The organism is Agrobacterium sp., assembly GCF_059499945.1.
On sequence record NZ_JCABZP010000020.1, the window covers coordinates 87,630 to 102,049 of the forward strand.

Annotated in this window: 16 protein-coding genes; 13 read left to right on the top strand and 3 right to left on the bottom strand. The window is 61.8% G+C overall.

The features are described from left to right. Nucleotide 1 precedes the first annotated feature (1 nt). Nucleotides 2-1,528, top strand: a complete 1,527-nt coding sequence (locus AC5I5B_RS23380) for a UbiD family decarboxylase (RefSeq protein ID WP_174054785.1) — start codon at nt 2-4, stop codon at nt 1,526-1,528. Then, a complete protein-coding gene (locus AC5I5B_RS23385; protein ID WP_087746654.1) occupies nt 1,525-2,115 on the top strand; it encodes a UbiX family flavin prenyltransferase in 591 nt (196 codons plus the stop codon). Before AC5I5B_RS23380 ends, AC5I5B_RS23385 begins: the two co-directional genes overlap by 4 nt. Before the next feature lie 4 nt (nt 2,116-2,119). Here AC5I5B_RS23385 and AC5I5B_RS23390 read toward each other — a convergent pair whose 3' ends face one another. Together AC5I5B_RS23390 and AC5I5B_RS23395 are read right to left on the bottom strand one after the other, a co-directional pair. Further along, a complete protein-coding gene (locus AC5I5B_RS23390; RefSeq protein ID WP_087746653.1) occupies nt 2,120-2,797 on the bottom strand; it encodes an NnrU family protein in 678 nt (225 codons plus the stop codon). Nucleotides 2,798-2,809: 12 nt separating this feature from the next. Beyond that, on the bottom strand, nt 2,810-2,965 hold the full coding sequence (locus AC5I5B_RS23395) for a hypothetical protein (protein ID WP_003504656.1): 156 nt from the start codon (nt 2,963-2,965) through the stop codon (nt 2,810-2,812). 137 nt (nt 2,966-3,102) lie between these two features. On the opposite strand from AC5I5B_RS23395, the gene AC5I5B_RS23400 reads away from it, so the two are divergent. The 8 genes from AC5I5B_RS23400 to AC5I5B_RS23435 all read left to right on the top strand — a co-directional run bounded on the left by AC5I5B_RS23400 (nt 3,103) and on the right by AC5I5B_RS23435 (nt 9,816). Beyond that, entirely contained in the window at nt 3,103-3,636 is a 534-nt protein-coding gene (locus tag AC5I5B_RS23400; RefSeq protein ID WP_099086843.1) for a cytochrome c oxidase subunit 3, read from the top strand. Nucleotides 3,637-3,640: 4 nt separating this feature from the next. Then, the gene (locus tag AC5I5B_RS23405) at nt 3,641-3,931 is read left to right on the top strand and encodes a hypothetical protein (RefSeq protein WP_020010313.1); all 291 of its coding nucleotides are present in this window, start codon (nt 3,641-3,643) and stop codon (nt 3,929-3,931) included. Nucleotides 3,932-4,109: 178 nt separating this feature from the next. After that, nucleotides 4,110-4,562, top strand: coding sequence for a c-type cytochrome (locus AC5I5B_RS23410; protein ID WP_174054784.1), 453 nt, complete (start codon nt 4,110-4,112; stop codon nt 4,560-4,562). Nucleotides 4,563-4,586: 24 nt separating this feature from the next. Continuing rightward, complete coding sequence (locus AC5I5B_RS23415; RefSeq protein WP_099086842.1) at nt 4,587-5,933, top strand: nitric-oxide reductase large subunit; 1,347 nt, start codon at nt 4,587-4,589, stop codon at nt 5,931-5,933. A gap of 66 nt (nt 5,934-5,999) precedes the next feature. Further along, the gene (locus AC5I5B_RS23420; protein WP_080867472.1) at nt 6,000-6,812 is read left to right on the top strand and encodes a CbbQ/NirQ/NorQ/GpvN family protein; all 813 of its coding nucleotides are present in this window, start codon (nt 6,000-6,002) and stop codon (nt 6,810-6,812) included. A gap of 41 nt (nt 6,813-6,853) precedes the next feature. Then, nucleotides 6,854-8,752 carry a nitric oxide reductase activation protein NorD gene (locus AC5I5B_RS23425; protein WP_174054783.1) on the top strand — a complete coding sequence of 633 codons (1,899 nt, stop codon included), beginning with the start codon at nt 6,854-6,856 and terminating at the stop codon, nt 8,750-8,752. A 146-nt stretch (nt 8,753-8,898) separates the two neighbouring features. Then, nucleotides 8,899-9,204 (top strand): DUF2249 domain-containing protein, encoded by a 306-nt coding sequence (locus AC5I5B_RS23430; RefSeq protein ID WP_003504642.1) that lies wholly within the window; start codon nt 8,899-8,901, stop codon nt 9,202-9,204. 78 nt (nt 9,205-9,282) lie between these two features. Beyond that, on the top strand, nt 9,283-9,816 hold the full coding sequence (locus tag AC5I5B_RS23435; RefSeq protein ID WP_060724273.1) for a DUF2249 domain-containing protein: 534 nt from the start codon (nt 9,283-9,285) through the stop codon (nt 9,814-9,816). Nucleotides 9,817-9,898: 82 nt separating this feature from the next. Here the strand turns inward: AC5I5B_RS23435 and AC5I5B_RS23440 are convergent, their stop codons facing one another. After that, nucleotides 9,899-11,131: an NnrS family protein gene (locus AC5I5B_RS23440; protein ID WP_080867220.1), complete on the bottom strand. Its 1,233-nt coding sequence runs from the start codon at nt 11,129-11,131 to the stop codon at nt 9,899-9,901. Between the two features lie 236 nt (nt 11,132-11,367). On the opposite strand from AC5I5B_RS23440, the gene nirK reads away from it, so the two are divergent. From nirK to AC5I5B_RS23455, 3 genes are all read left to right on the top strand, one after another. Continuing rightward, entirely contained in the window at nt 11,368-12,510 is a 1,143-nt protein-coding gene (gene nirK, locus AC5I5B_RS23445; RefSeq protein WP_020809044.1) for a copper-containing nitrite reductase, read from the top strand. Between the two features lie 111 nt (nt 12,511-12,621). After that, the gene (locus tag AC5I5B_RS23450; protein WP_080867219.1) at nt 12,622-13,539 is read left to right on the top strand and encodes an SUMF1/EgtB/PvdO family nonheme iron enzyme; all 918 of its coding nucleotides are present in this window, start codon (nt 12,622-12,624) and stop codon (nt 13,537-13,539) included. A gap of 149 nt (nt 13,540-13,688) precedes the next feature. After that, entirely contained in the window at nt 13,689-14,390 is a 702-nt protein-coding gene (locus AC5I5B_RS23455) for a Crp/Fnr family transcriptional regulator (protein ID WP_020809046.1), read from the top strand. Nucleotides 14,391-14,420: the final 30 nt, after the last annotated feature.

The following is a 14,420-nucleotide window of genomic DNA, read 5'->3' on the forward strand; positions in this document are numbered from 1 at the left end:
CATGAGAGACGAACCGACAGACACAAAGACAGAAGAGAAACCCGCCCGCGCTGCCGATCTGCGCGGTTTCGTCCGGCTGCTGGAAGAGCGTGGGCAGCTGCGGCGAATCCGCCAGCCGGTCTCGCTGGTGCACGAGATCACCGAAATCCACCGCCGCGTGCTCGCCGAGGGCGGGCCGGCGCTGCTGTTCGAGCAACCCGTCGACCACGAGGGCAAGGTGCGGGAGATGCCGCTGCTTGCCAATCTGTTCGGCACGCGTCAACGCATCGAATGGGGGCTCGGGCTGGAAACGGGCGGCCTGCCCACGCTTGGCGCGAAGCTGGCAGAATTGCGCGAGCCGCGGCCGCCGAAAACCATGGCAGAGGCCTGGAGCAAGCTGCCTTTGCTCCGGGCAGCACTTTCCATGCGGCCACGCAACGTCTCCCGCGCGCCGGTGCAGGAAAGGGTGCTGACGGGAGATGCAGTCGACCTTGCCCACCTGCCGGTGCAATGGTGCTGGCCGGGCGAACCGGCCCCGCTCATCACCTGGCCGCTGGTCATCACCCGTTCGCCTGATGATCCCGACGATATCAATGTCGGCATCTACCGCATGCAGGTGTTGGGGCCGGACAGGGTGATCATGCGTTGGCTGGCTCATCGTGGCGGGGCACATCACCACCGGCTGTGGCAGGCGCGCGGGCTGGATATGCCCGTTACCGTCGCCATCGGCACTGATCCCGCCACCATTCTCGCCGCCGTCATGCCGCTTCCCGAACATATCAGCGAGCTTGGCTTTTCCGGCCTGCTGCGCGGCTCGAAAAGCCGCATCGCCAGAGCATTGACCGTGCCGATGCCGGTGCCCGCCAATGCCGAGATCGTGCTGGAAGGGACCGTCTCAGTAACGGAAACGGCCCTGGAAGGACCTTATGGCGACCATACCGGCTATTATAATTCGGTCGAAGCCTTTCCGGTCATGACGCTGTCGGCAATCACCATGCGCCGCAATCCGATCTATCTTTCCACCTATACCGGCCGGCCGCCGGATGAACCCTCGGTTCTCGGCGAAGCCATGCTCGAGATTTTCCTGCCGCTCGTCAAAAGACAATTTGCGGAAATCGTCGATCTGTGGATGCCGCCGGAGGCCTGTTCCTACCGCGTGATGGTCGCTTCGATCGACAAACGATATCCGGGGCAGGCAAAACGGGTGATGATGGGCCTTTGGTCGATGCTGCCGCAGTTCAGCTATGTAAAACTCATCATTCTGGTCGGTCCCGACATTGATGTGCGCAACTGGGCGGACGTCGTCTGGGCGCTCTCAACCCGTTTCGACGCCTCGCGCGATACAACGATCATCAACGACACGCCGATTGATTATCTCGACTTCGCCTCGCCGAAAGCCGGGCTCGGCGGCAAGATGGGGCTGGATGCCACCCGCAAGCTGCCGCCGGAGACGGAGCGTGAATGGGGCCGCGTGCTATCAATGACACCTGACGTGATCGCGAAAGTCGATGTGATGTGGCGTGATCTCGGCCTTGGAGAACGGCCATGACCCCGTGTCGTGTGGTGGTGGGCGTCAGTGGCGCATCGGGTGCCGGCATAGCCCTGCGCATCGTTGAACGCCTCGCCGAGATGAAAAGCGTCGAAATCCATCTCGTCCTGTCGCAATCGGCCAGACGCACCGTGCTGCATGAGGAAGGTGCGCAAGCCATGGGGCGGATGTTGTCGCTCGCCAGTGTCAATCACGCCGTCGATGACATCGGCGCGGCAATTGCCAGCGGCTCTTTCCCGACAGCCGGCATGATCGTTGCACCCTGCTCCATGCGCACACTTGCGGCCATTGCAACCGGGTTTTCGGACAATCTTCTCACCCGCGCCGCCGATGTGCATTTGAAGGAACGCCGGAAGCTGATCCTGATGACACGCGAGACGCCGCTGCATCTCATCCATCTGCGCAACATGTGCGCGGTGACGGAAGCGGGCGCCACCGTCATGCCGCCGGTGCCGGCCTTTTACAACAGACCGCAAAGCGTCGCCGATATTGTCGACCAGATGGCCGCTCGCGCCATTGATCAGCTCGGCATCGCTTCCACGCGGCAGGCTACTATATGGCAGCCACATGTTGTGAAAGCACCCTGAGCGATCAGAGATAGGCCATAGGGTCCGCGCCGAAGAGCGCAGCATGGCCACCGGCCAGCAGCCACCAGATCGTCAACGCCGTCAGCGCCGCAGCAAGCAGCATCGGCCCGTCCACGGCGAGGCGCGTTTTACCGGAGAGGATTGCTGCGAAGGGAACCGTTGCGCTGCCGGCAGCCGTCGCGCTCCACGCATCGCCCAGTCTTTTCCGCGCGCGTTTTTCGGTCATGGCCATTCCGCCGAGAGAAAACAGCGCAAAGCCGCCGAAGATAATAACGGAGCGCAGGTCGCCATTCGGCACGACATGCCCCAGCGACCAGAACAAAAAACCGACAAGCACCGGATGGCGCGTGATGCGCACGATTGCGCCCGGTCTCTGCCCCTGCCGTACGGAAATGGAGAGCGGATTGACGCTGAGGAGGCCTGCCAGCACGAAAAACAGACCAATCGGAGCAGCGAGAAACGTGACGTGCGCCTGCCAGGGCGCAACATCCCAGAGCGGAATGTAATCGACGGACAGCGCGGCATAAAAAACCCAGGCCAGCGTCAGAAGCGAGACCACGGAATAGGCGCCGAAATAAGCGGGCCTGCCGATGGCCGCAATCAGCCGGCCGCGCACGGCCGGCACGGCGGGAATGGAATGCAGCGCCACGAAAAGCGAAAGAGCGGCGACAAGTTCAAGCATCCGACTGCCTTCTCACTGGTTCAGGAACAGCACCGACGCAATCGCCACGGAGGCAAGAACGGCGGAAACCGCGCCCATGCGCTGTAATACTCCCATACGGTACAACAGTACCGCAAAGCCAATGATAACAGGGGTTGCGACAATCAGCCCGACCTGTGCGTCGTTCATGGGAAGCTCCATTTTCCAGAGTTGCGCTTTGTCAGGACAATAGGGCTTTGCGCGCTCCCTTCTTTGACCGACCGCAAAGAAGCGGGGTTTGAGGACGCCTAAGCGTGGCTTGCTGTTTTACAATTACGGACAAGGCCATGGCGATAAATACGGAAGAGGAAAGCGGAAATCTGCTCCTGTGGATTCTGGTCTGGAGCGAACTTGCCGCCTTCGGCGCTTTGACCGGCGCATTCATCATCGCCTTCGCCCTCAATCCCGATGCATTCGCCGCCGCGCGCCAGCATCTGCAGCCGCAGCTTGCCGGTCTCAATACGCTTATATTGCTGGCAAGCGGCTGGCAGGCGGCCGTGGCGGCCAGCCGTCACACCGCGCTGCCGGGCAAAAGGCGGGCGCTTCTCCTTGCCGGTCTGCTGGGCTTCGCTTTCGTCGGTGTGAAGCTCCATGAATATTCCACCGAAATCGCCTTCGCGTCCGATCCCGCCTATGGCGCATTCTTTGAGCTTTATTTCCTGCTCACCGGCTTCCACCTGCTGCATGTCGTCTTCGTGGCGATCCTGCTGTTCATCGTGGCCTGCTGGCCGAAAAACGAGAACATCACGCTGGTGACGACGCTGTGGCATGTCATCGATCTGGTCTGGATCGTCATCTTTCCCGTCGTTTATCTGGTTTGACATCATGATCCATCGCACCTCCCGCCAGCTTGCAAGAAGCTTCGCAGCACTCGCCATTCTCGTTCTTGCCGGCACGGCCGTCGTCATATCGTGGAAGGCGGCGTTTCTGCCGCCGGTCGCAGCCGCCTGCCTGATGCTGCTTTTCGCGCTCATGAAATCCAGACGCGTCATCGACGACTTTCTGGGCTTTCGGAAAGAGCGCGGCCTGCTGCGCGCCGCCCTTCTGGCATGGCCCGCCATCTTCGCCGCCGCAGCCCTTTTGCGGGCATTCGTCCAGGGCATTTTGTCACTCTGAAAAGGCCGGTGGCACCACCTCTCCCGTTGTTTGCCAAAAGGCAAAGAACACCCGCGGCCAACGGCTAGAAAGGGTTCAGGCCCCACCGCATTCCGCCAGCCAGCTGGCAAATCCCGGCATGAGGGTTCGATCAAGCCAGTCCGCATAAGCGGTCTTCCGGATGGAAAGGACCATTGGCATGGCAGAACGCCTGACCAAAACAGGAGCGCGAAACGTCTTTTACGGCGGCTCCATCTTCTTCTTTGTCATATTCGTCGGGCTGACCGCCCATAGCCATTATTACATGCGCACCACCTCGACGGATGAAAGCACGCTGACGGAAAGCGTCGCACGCGGCAAGCACGTGTGGGAGAAAAATTCCTGCATCAACTGTCACACGCTGCTCGGTGAAGGCGCCTATTTCGCGCCTGAACTCGGCAATGTCTGGAAGCGCTATGGCGGCGTGGAAGACAAGCAAGCGGCGCGCGATTCCATCAAGGGCTGGATGGTCGCCCAGCCCACCGGCATCGAGGGCCGACGCCAGATGCCGCAGTTCAATCTCACCGAACAGGAGCTCGATGATCTCGTCGACTTCCTCGAATGGACGAGCCGGATCAAGACGCAGAACTGGCCGCCGAACGAGGCGGGTTGAGGTGGACGGCAAGGAGATGACGAGATGAAATACCAGACACAAAAAGTCGCCATGCTGTATTTTTACGGCGCAATCGGGCTGTTCGTGGCGCAGATCCTGTTCGGCGTCGTCGCAGCCACGATCTACGTGCTGCCCAATACGCTTTCCGAGCTTCTGCCCTTCAACATCGTGCGCATGATCCACACCAACGCCCTTGTGGTGTGGCTGCTGATGGGCTTCATGGGCTCGACCTTCTACCTGCTGCCGGAAGAGACGGAAACGGAGCTTTACAGCCCGAAACTCGCCATCGCGCAGTTCTGGATCTTTCTGGTGGCCGCAGCCGTTGCGGTGGTCGGATATATGTTCCGCATCCATGAAGGCCGCGAATTCCTCGAGCAGCCCTTCGCCATCAAGGTCGGCATCGTCCTCGTCGTCCTGATGTTCCTGTTCAACATCACCATAACGGCGCTGAAGGGCCGCAAGACCACTGTTATCAACATCCTGCTCTTCGGTCTCTGGGGTCTGGCGATCTTCTTCCTCTTCGCCTTCTACAATCCCATGAACCTGGCGCTCGACAAGATGTACTGGTGGTACGTCATCCATCTGTGGGTGGAAGGCGTGTGGGAACTGATCATGGCCTCGATCCTCGCCTTCCTGATGATCAAGCTCAACGGCATCGACCGCGAAGTGGTGGAAAAATGGCTCTATGTCATCGTCGGCCTTGCCCTCTTCTCGGGCATCCTCGGCACCGGACACCACTATTACTGGATCGGCGCGCCCGGTTACTGGCAATGGATCGGCTCGCTCTTCTCGACGCTGGAAGTGGCCCCCTTCTTCACCATGGTCATCTTCACCTTCGTCATGACCTGGAAGGCCGGCCGCAAGCATGAGAACCGCGCGGCACTGCTCTGGTCGATCGGCTGCTCGGTCATGGCCTTCTTCGGTGCCGGCGTCTGGGGCTTCCTGCATACGCTGTCGTCGGTGAATTACTATAGCCACGGCACGCAGCTCACCGCCGCCCACGGGCACCTCGCCTTCTTCGGCGCCTATGTGATGCTGAACCTCGCCATGATGGCCTATGCCGTGCCGGAAATGAGAAAGCGCGCGCCTTACAATCAGTGGCTTTCGATGACGAGCTTCTGGGTGATGTGCACGGCCATGTCGGTGATGACCTTCGCGCTGACCTTTGCCGGCGTGGTGCAGATCCAGCTACAGCGCGTCATGGGCGAAAGCTTCATGGATGTGCAGGACCATCTGGCGATCTTCTACTGGATCCGCCTCGGCTCGGGTTTCGCGGTTCTCATTTCGGCGGCCATGTTCATCTGGGCAATCCTGGTCCCGGGCAAAGAAAAACAGGGTGGCGTTGCCCGCCTCGTGCAGCCCGCCGAATGAGAAAACGGACCGGCTCTCCTTTTCCCCCGGAGAGCCGGTTCCTTACCATCAAACATGGAGATGACCATGAACACCCTCTTCCGCCCGACGCCGCCGCCCTTACCAGATGCCCCCTTCTACACGCCGCTCGGCAATGAATGCGTGCTGTTCGAAAGCGCCTGGGTGCGGCAATTGCCGCTTCTGCTGAAAGGCCCGACAGGCTGCGGCAAGACCCGTTTCGTCAGCCATATGGCGGCGAAACTCGGCCTGCCGCTTTCGACAGTTTCATGCCACGACGACCTTGCCGCCGCCGACCTGACCGGCCGTTACCTGCTGAAAGGCGGTGAAACCGTGTGGATGGACGGCCCGCTGACACGCTCGGTGCGCCAGGGCGGCATATGTTACCTCGACGAGATCGTCGAGGCGCGCAAGGATGTGGCCGTCGTGCTGCATCCGCTTACCGACGACCGCCGCATCCTGCCGCTGGAGCGCACCGGCGAGGTTCTGCAAGCGCCCTCCGGCTTCATGCTCGTCGTGTCCTACAATCCCGGCTACCAGAACCTGCTGAAAAGCCTGAAGCCCAGCACCCGACAGCGTTTCGTCGCCATTGAATTCGACTTTCTGCCCAAGGAACAGGAAATCGCCGTCGTTTCGCATGAAAGCGGGCTCGATGCGCGCGATGTCGAGCCGCTCGTCGATCTCGCCCACCGGCTGCGCGGCTTGAAAGGTCACGATCTGGAAGAGGGCGTCTCCACCCGCCTGCTCGTCTATTGCGCCAGCCTCATCGATACCGGCCTTCCCGCCCGCCAGGCCGTGCGCGCGGCGATGATCGAGCCGCTGACCGACGAGCCTGACGTGAAGGCCGCGCTGCATGAAGTCGCGGATGCGATCATCCGATAGGGCGCATTTATATCCATATCGGAATGCCATGAGGATAAACCATGCTGGACTTTCTGGAACTGGAAGAAACCGTCGGCCGCGCCTGGCACAGGCTGATCGGCGAAACCGGCACATGGCTGCGCTTTCCAGATCATGCCGTGAAGCTGGAGGACATACAGGCCGTGCTGGCCATCTGTTTCCGCGGTTTTGGCGGTGAACATGCGGTGCAGATCGCCCCGGCGCGCGCGCGCACCTCCACGCACCGGCTGAGGCTTCGCCAGCGCATGGGCCTTGGCGAGGAGAAACTGGCCCAGCCCGGCCGCGATCACGCCACGCTGATGCTGCCGCCGGTGCTCGATCTGTTTCCCGACCGCCGCCTCAACCGCGATCTCTATCTCTGGCTCGCGGCCGCCATGGCGATGATGCCGCTTCAACCGGTCGTGACCGCCGACCCGCTGCGCAACGATCTTGCCCGGCTCGACCGCGCCGCAGAACTGGCGGAAGCTGTCATCCGTGCCTTCCCCGGAATGAAGACCCGTTATCGCCGGCTTTGCGCTGCCCTGCTCGCGGTGCGCCAGAAGCGGCCGCTGCCGCAGGCCGAGCAGCAGGTGGAACAACGAGTGCTCTCCATGCTGGCGGAAGCGGCGGGGATCGAGGGCCACACACCGCCCGCCGGCTTCCCGGTCAAAGCGCCGCCGCGCTACCTGCCCATGCTGCCGGTTCCGCTCTGGCCGGACACGCTGCTGCGCGAAACCTCCGAGGCGCGGCAGGGCGAAGACCAGCCGGCGGCGAGCGCCGCGCCGCAGGGGGCGGAAGCGGCCCGCCATATCGCCGTGCGTGAAAAGGCGGAGAACCGGCAGACCGAGCGAAGCCCCTTCATCCTCAACCGTTTCGAAAAGATCCTTGCCATGGCCGAGATGGTCAATGTCGACCGTCCCGGTGACGACAGCGACGATGCCGACGGCAGTGCGGCCGACGAGCTGGACGACATGACGCTGGGAGAAAGAAAGGGACGGCCTTCCGCCCGCTTCCGCTTCGATCTCGACCTGCCGCCCGAAGCGCTGGATCATACGCCGCTGACGGCGGAACTGACCTATCCCGAATGGGATTATCGCAGTGGCACCTACCTCGCCGACCATTGCCGGGTCATCGCCTCCCCTGCGAAGGGTGCTGAGACGGCGCCGGAACCCGACCCGGACACCAAGAGCCTTATCCGCCGGGTCAGGCGGCAGTTCGAGGTACTGAGGCCACGTCACGAAATGCTGCGAGCCCAGCTTGACGGCAACGATCTCGATCTTGACGCGGTGGTGCGCGCCAGAAGCGACATCGCCGCCGGCGGACAGGGCAGCGACCGCATTCATATGGCAAGCCGTCCGCAGGCGCATGATCTTGCCGTGACGATCCTCGTCGACGTATCGCTGTCGACCGACGCCTGGTTCGACAATCGCCGAGTGCTGGACGTGGAAAAGGAAGCGCTGCTGGTGCTTGCCCACGGGCTTTCCGCCTGCGGCGACAGTCACTCGATCCTGACCTTCACCTCACGCCGCCGCTCCTGGGTGCGAGTGGAGACAGTGAAGGATTTCGATGAACCGATGGGCCACAATGTCGAGCGTCGCATCGCGGCGCTGAAACCCGGCTTCTACACCCGCATCGGTCCCGCCATCCGCCACGCCAGCGCCAAGCTGCATGAAAGACCGGAGCGCCGCAAGCTGCTTCTGTTGCTGACGGATGGCAAGCCGAACGATGTCGATCATTATGAAGGTCGCTTCGCCATCGAGGACAGCCGCCGTGCCGTTTCCGAGGCAAGGCGCTCGGGCGTCAGCGTCTTCGGGGTGACTGTCGACAGCAAGGCGCAGTCCTATATTCCGGCCATGTTCGGCCAGAACGGTTATGCCATCGTCAGCAGGATAGCGAAGCTGCCATCGGCGCTGCCGGCAATCTATCGCAGCCTTGCCGGCTGAAGCCTGTCGCGCAAACAGACCTGACGAATCTCAGGTTTATTTGCGCGGCGACAATGTCTCCCAACCGCACGGCGGATAGGTTTTTCCAGTCCGCCGGCCGGCCGCACCGCCGGACATAGTTTCATCCGCGGCCGTGGAGCCAGCCTATGTCCGAAGCCCAAACTGCAACCAATATCGATGTGCGCATCATTCCGCACCGCGAACGCCATCCGCGCATTTTCGGCGCGCTCGGCGCATTGGCTCAAGGGCAATCGCTGCAGATCACCAGCGATCATGATCCCCGTCCGCTGCTTTACCAGCTTGCCACCAATTTCCCCGGTGAATTTGGCTGGGAATATCTCGAACAGGGCCCGGAAGTCTGGCGTCTCGATATCGGCCGGCTGGAAGAACAGGCCGAAGGCTCCGAGGACGATATGTCCGGCTGCGAATGCTGCTGCGGATCCGAGCATTGACCCCAGCGCCTGCGGCATGGTGAAAAGACCTCTGGCGGACGGCTCATGCCGCCGCCAGCCGACTAACGAGGTGAAGCAATGACGGAAATGATCAGGGAACTCGATGTCCGGCCGCTTTTGCAGAGCGGCGGCGAGCCCTTTCCGGCAATCATGGAAGCCGTGGCCGGGCTTGCGCCGGGTGAGGCGCTGCGATTATTGGCCACCTTCCGGCCCGTTCCGCTGTTCAAGGTCATGGCCGAGCGCGGTTTCAACCATCAGGTCCGGGAAATCGGCGGCGGCGACTGGGAAGTGCTGTTTACGCCGCAATCCAGTGAAGCCGAGCAGATTTCCGTTTCGCCGGCGCTTGCGGGCAATGCCGAAGAGCCGCAGATATGGCCAGACCCGGTCATCTATCTCGATCTCAGCGACGAGGCGACCGGGGGTCAGGCGAGCCGTACGCTTGCCGCACTTGACCGTCTTCCCCCGGGTGCCGTGATCTTCGTGCTGATGCCGCAGGAACCGACCTTCCTCTACCCGGAGCTTCTGGCCCGGGGCCATCAATGGGCCGGTAATTTCGACGAGGCGCGCACGGCGTTTCGCATCTTCATCCGCGCCGGGGCCGGTGCACATTAAACCATCGGGTATCCTCGATAGCGAAACGCCCCGGAAATTGCTTCCGGGGCGTTTCGTTTTGGCGGTTTAGCAACGAACCCGACTACGCTTTCAGCGGTTTGCGCTCACGCATCAGTATCGGCCCGTATTCAACGCAGAAGAGACCGAAACCCACGATCCAGAGAAGCGCCGAGCAGGCGTAAAGATGCATCATGGCGCCGGGGAAGAACTCGGCTGTAGGTCTCAGCAGCGCGCAGGTGATCAGCGCCACATAAGCGGCAATAGTGACCCTGCTGGCCGCAAGCTTGCGTCCGGTGTGGCCAAGGCTTGCTCTCGTCATGACCGCAAGCATCATGCAGCCGATGACGCCGACAGTGAAGATGTGCAGGACGGACCGCGTGTCCATGACATCGAGAGCCGCCAGCGCAATGGCGATGAAACCGGCGGGGATGAAGGCATAGGCCACATGCAGCACTACTAGCACCTGCTCAGGCCAGGTTGTCCAGCCGCGCCAGCGGATGAGACGCACGGCGTGCATGAAAGCTGCCAGAAGTGCCGTGGGCACGGCCACCATGCTCTCGGGCTCTACCGTCCAGACGGCCAGCGCCGCGATGCCGGTGAGGATGGCGGCGGTGTCGAAGCCGTTATAGGGCACGGGGAAATCCGTGCGGCCGAAACGGTTCAGCCAGTTGCGGGTAAAACTCGGCACGATCCGGCCGCCGACGATAATGACGAGCACGGTGTAGGCCGAAACGGCAAGGCGGGTCGCCATCTGGCTCAGGTCGCCTTCAATCGCCGCCACATGGAAAATGATATTGGCAATGGAAAGCGCCAATAGCCCACCCAGCACTTTGAGGTCCTTCCACTTGCGCCCGGCAATGACCTCGCGCGCGCAGATCGTGAGAAGTGCCGGCAGGAACAGCCCGTCAACGGCTGCGGCGGTGACCACGCCCACCGTGTCCGGCACGAGCAGGAAAATCCGGCCCGCGCACCAGAGCGCAAACAGCCAGACCAGCGGTTTGCCCGACACCGGCAGCCGCCCGGTCCAGTTCGGCACAGCCGTCAGTAGAAAGCCGGCCAGCACCGCCGAAGCGAAACCAAACAGCATCTCATGGGCATGCCAGTTCGGCGCACCGTAATCTCCGCCGATGTCGACAAGGCCGGAAAGGGCTGCGATCCACAACACCATCGCCACGATGGCCCAGATGGCGCCGCCGAGGAAAAATGGCCGGAAGCCATAAGAAAAGATAACCGGGCCGGTGCGTGCCAGCCCCCTTGGAATGCCGCCCTTTGGCCGGCTGCGCCCTTCGGTGAGAACGGTTTGGCTGCCACTCATTGTGATGCTCCTCGTTTGGTCTTGACATATGTCTAGACGCAAGCCCGTCTCGCTTCTTTGCGAACAGGCAAAGAGGAGGTGCGCCGCCTCCGCATGAAGCCGTAACCGCCTGCCAAAATGTCGCAGGTGGCCCGACGCGCAGTTTGCTCCATCTCAAATTGTATTTCCGCCCCTCCGCTACAAATGCTGTGACAGAGCGAAACATGCTCTGCCCTAAGAGGGACAGGAGAAATATGATGACGGAAACCTTCCACATCACACGGCGTAATATTCTCGCAGGCGCAGCATTTGCAGGGGCTGTAGCCCCCATGGTCATACCATCGGCGGCGAGCGCGGCAGAGGAAAAGAAGGCCGCAGCCAAGCCATTGACGAGCGCGGAAATTGCAGCGCTTCCTCGCGTAAAGGTTGATCTCGTCAAGCCGCCCTTCGTGCACGCCCACACGCAGAAAGCCGAAGGCGGACCGAAGATCGTCGAGTTCACCTTGACGATCAAGGAACAGAAAATGGTCCTCGACGACAAGGGCACCGAGGTCCATGCCATGACGTTCAACGGCTCGGTTCCCGGGCCCCTGATGGTGGTGCATCAGGACGACTATGTCGAACTGACCCTCATCAACCCCGATACCAATGAGCTGCAGCACAATATCGATTTCCACTCGGCCACCGGCGCGCTCGGCGGCGGCGGGCTCACCATCGTCAACCCCGGTGAAAAGGCGATCCTGCGGTTCAAGGCCACCAAGGCCGGCGTCTTCGTCTATCACTGCGCACCTCCCGGCATGGTGCCGTGGCATGTCACCTCGGGCATGAATGGCGCGATCATGGTGCTGCCGCGCGAGGGCCTGACGGACGGCCACGGCAAGGAGCTTGTTTATGACAAGGTCTATTATGTCGGCGAACAGGACTTCTACATCCCCCGCGACGAGAACGGCAGTTTCAAGAAATATGAAAGCGCCGGCGACGCCATGGCCGATACGCTGGAAGTCATGCGCAAGCTGACGCCAAGCCACATCGTCTTTAACGGCGCAGTCGGCGCCCTGACGGGGGAACACGCCCTTCAGGCTGCCGTGGGCGAAAAGGTGCTGATCGTGCATTCGCAGGCGAACCGCGATACCCGCCCGCACCTCATCGGCGGCCATGGCGATTATGTCTGGGCGACGGGCAAATTCCGCAACCCGCCGGATCTCGACCAGGAAACCTGGTTCATCCCCGGCGGCACGGCGGGCGCGGCCTTCTATACCTTCGAGCAGCCCGGCATCTATGCCTATGTCAACCACAACCTCATTGAAGCCTTCGAGCTGGGCGCGGCGGCCCACTTCAAGGTGACGGGTGAGTGGAACAATAGCCTGATGCAAGCGGTGCTCGCTCCGTCGAGCATCTAACGCGCCCGGAAGCGCGCCGCCGCCAACAGAGTGCGGCGCGCTTCCTTTCTGCTCTCTACGGCCTGAAGGCAGGCCCGAACTTTGGCGTTCCCAAAACGCAGGCAGGTTCCCATGGGCATTCCCGGCAGCAGCCATTTTCCAAATGCCGTCTCGCTCCTTTTGCCGCTCTCGCTTGCCACGCTGCTCGCGACGGCGATCGGTTTCCAGTCGGGGATCATCCGCAGCGGCACTGATCCGCGCGCAGCCGTGGCGCCGCCGCAGGTCGTTACCGTGCCTGCTGGCAGTTTCACCTACCGGGCGGAAGGCGAATATTTCCGCAATGGTTATGCCGTCGATGGCCCGATGGTCGACGTAACGATGCGGCAAAATCTGACGATCATGAAATATCAGGTGTCGAGCGCGGATTATGCGCGCTGCGTCGCCGAAGGCGGCTGCCAGCAGCCGGAACCCGGCTTTGCCGCTCCGGTCGGCGGCGAGATACCGGCAACCGGCATCAGCCAGGATGATGCCCATGCCTATGCCGCATGGCTGAGCGAGCGGACGGGCACCACCTGGCGCCTGCCGAGTGATACTGAACTGGCCTTCGCCGCCGGCTCGCTTTTTCCTGACGAGACGCTTGGCGTAGCTGCCGATAGTGAAAACCCAGCCTTGCGCTGGCTGGCGGATTATGAGCGGCAGACCAGCCGCAAGGCCTCGGGCAATCCCGTTCCGCAATCCTATGGCAGCTTCGGCGAAAACGAATATGGCCTAGCCGATTTCGGCGGCAATGTCTGGGAATGGACCTCGAGCTGCAGCCGGCGTGTAACGCTTGGCAAGGATGGCGAAATGCTGGATACCGTCGCCTCCTGCGGTATTCCCGTCGCTTCGGGAAAACACCGTGCGGCGATGAGCGCCTTCGTTAAAAACCCGAAAAGCGGCGGCTGCGCGGTCGGCGTGCCGCCTGATAATCTCGGTTTCCGGCTCGTGAAGGATACGCGCTGGTATGCGCCGCTTCTCGAAAAGCTTCGCGCAGCCGCTCTTATTTCTTGATAATCGTCAATTAAAACAATTAGTTGATTTATATCATTTGATCTTCTTCCACCGGTGATAGTGCTGTATTGTGAAGATACAGAAAAGGCCGATACCCGATTGCCCATTGCGGGAACCGTGGCGGCGGCCGACCACCGGAGAGGGTGCAAGTGAAGATTGACCGAAGCGTCATCCGGTCGCTGGCCTTGTTTGCCAAGATGGCCGACGATGAGCTGGACGGACTGCTGACCCACGCCACATCCCGGCTCGTGCCGGCGGGCGAAGCCATTTTCGAGCAGGGCCGGCCGGCCACGCATTTCTTCCTGCTCATCCACGGCCGCCTGAAGGTAACGCAGGTGACCCATGACGGTCAGCAGATCATCGTGCGCGTGGTGCATCCCGGCGATCTCTTCGGTTTCGCAAGGGCGCTGCAGCGGGCCGATTATCCCGGTACAGCAACGACGGCTGCCGAAAGCGTGATCCTGTCCTGGCAAACCGATCTCTGGCCGCAATTCGTCGAGCAGAACCCGCATCTTGCCGTCTCAGCCATGCAGACAATCGGCCAGCGTCTCGAGGAAGCCCATACGCGCATCCGCGAAATGTCGACGCAGGAAGTGGAGCGCCGGGTGGCCCATGCCGTGCTGCGCCTTTCGCAGCAGGCGGGACGCAAGGAGCTGGACGGCATCCGCATCGACTTCCCGATTTCGCGTCAGGATATCGCCGAAATGACCGGCACGACGCTGCACACCGTTTCGCGCATTCTCAGCAGCTGGGAGACCAAGGGGCTGGTGCAGGGCGGGCGGCAGAAGCTTCTGGTCTGCAATCTGCCGGGCCTTGCCCAGCTGGCGGAAGGCGAAGCCAGCCAGGTGTAGAGTGGAGGCGCCTGCCTCCATGTGCTTGGC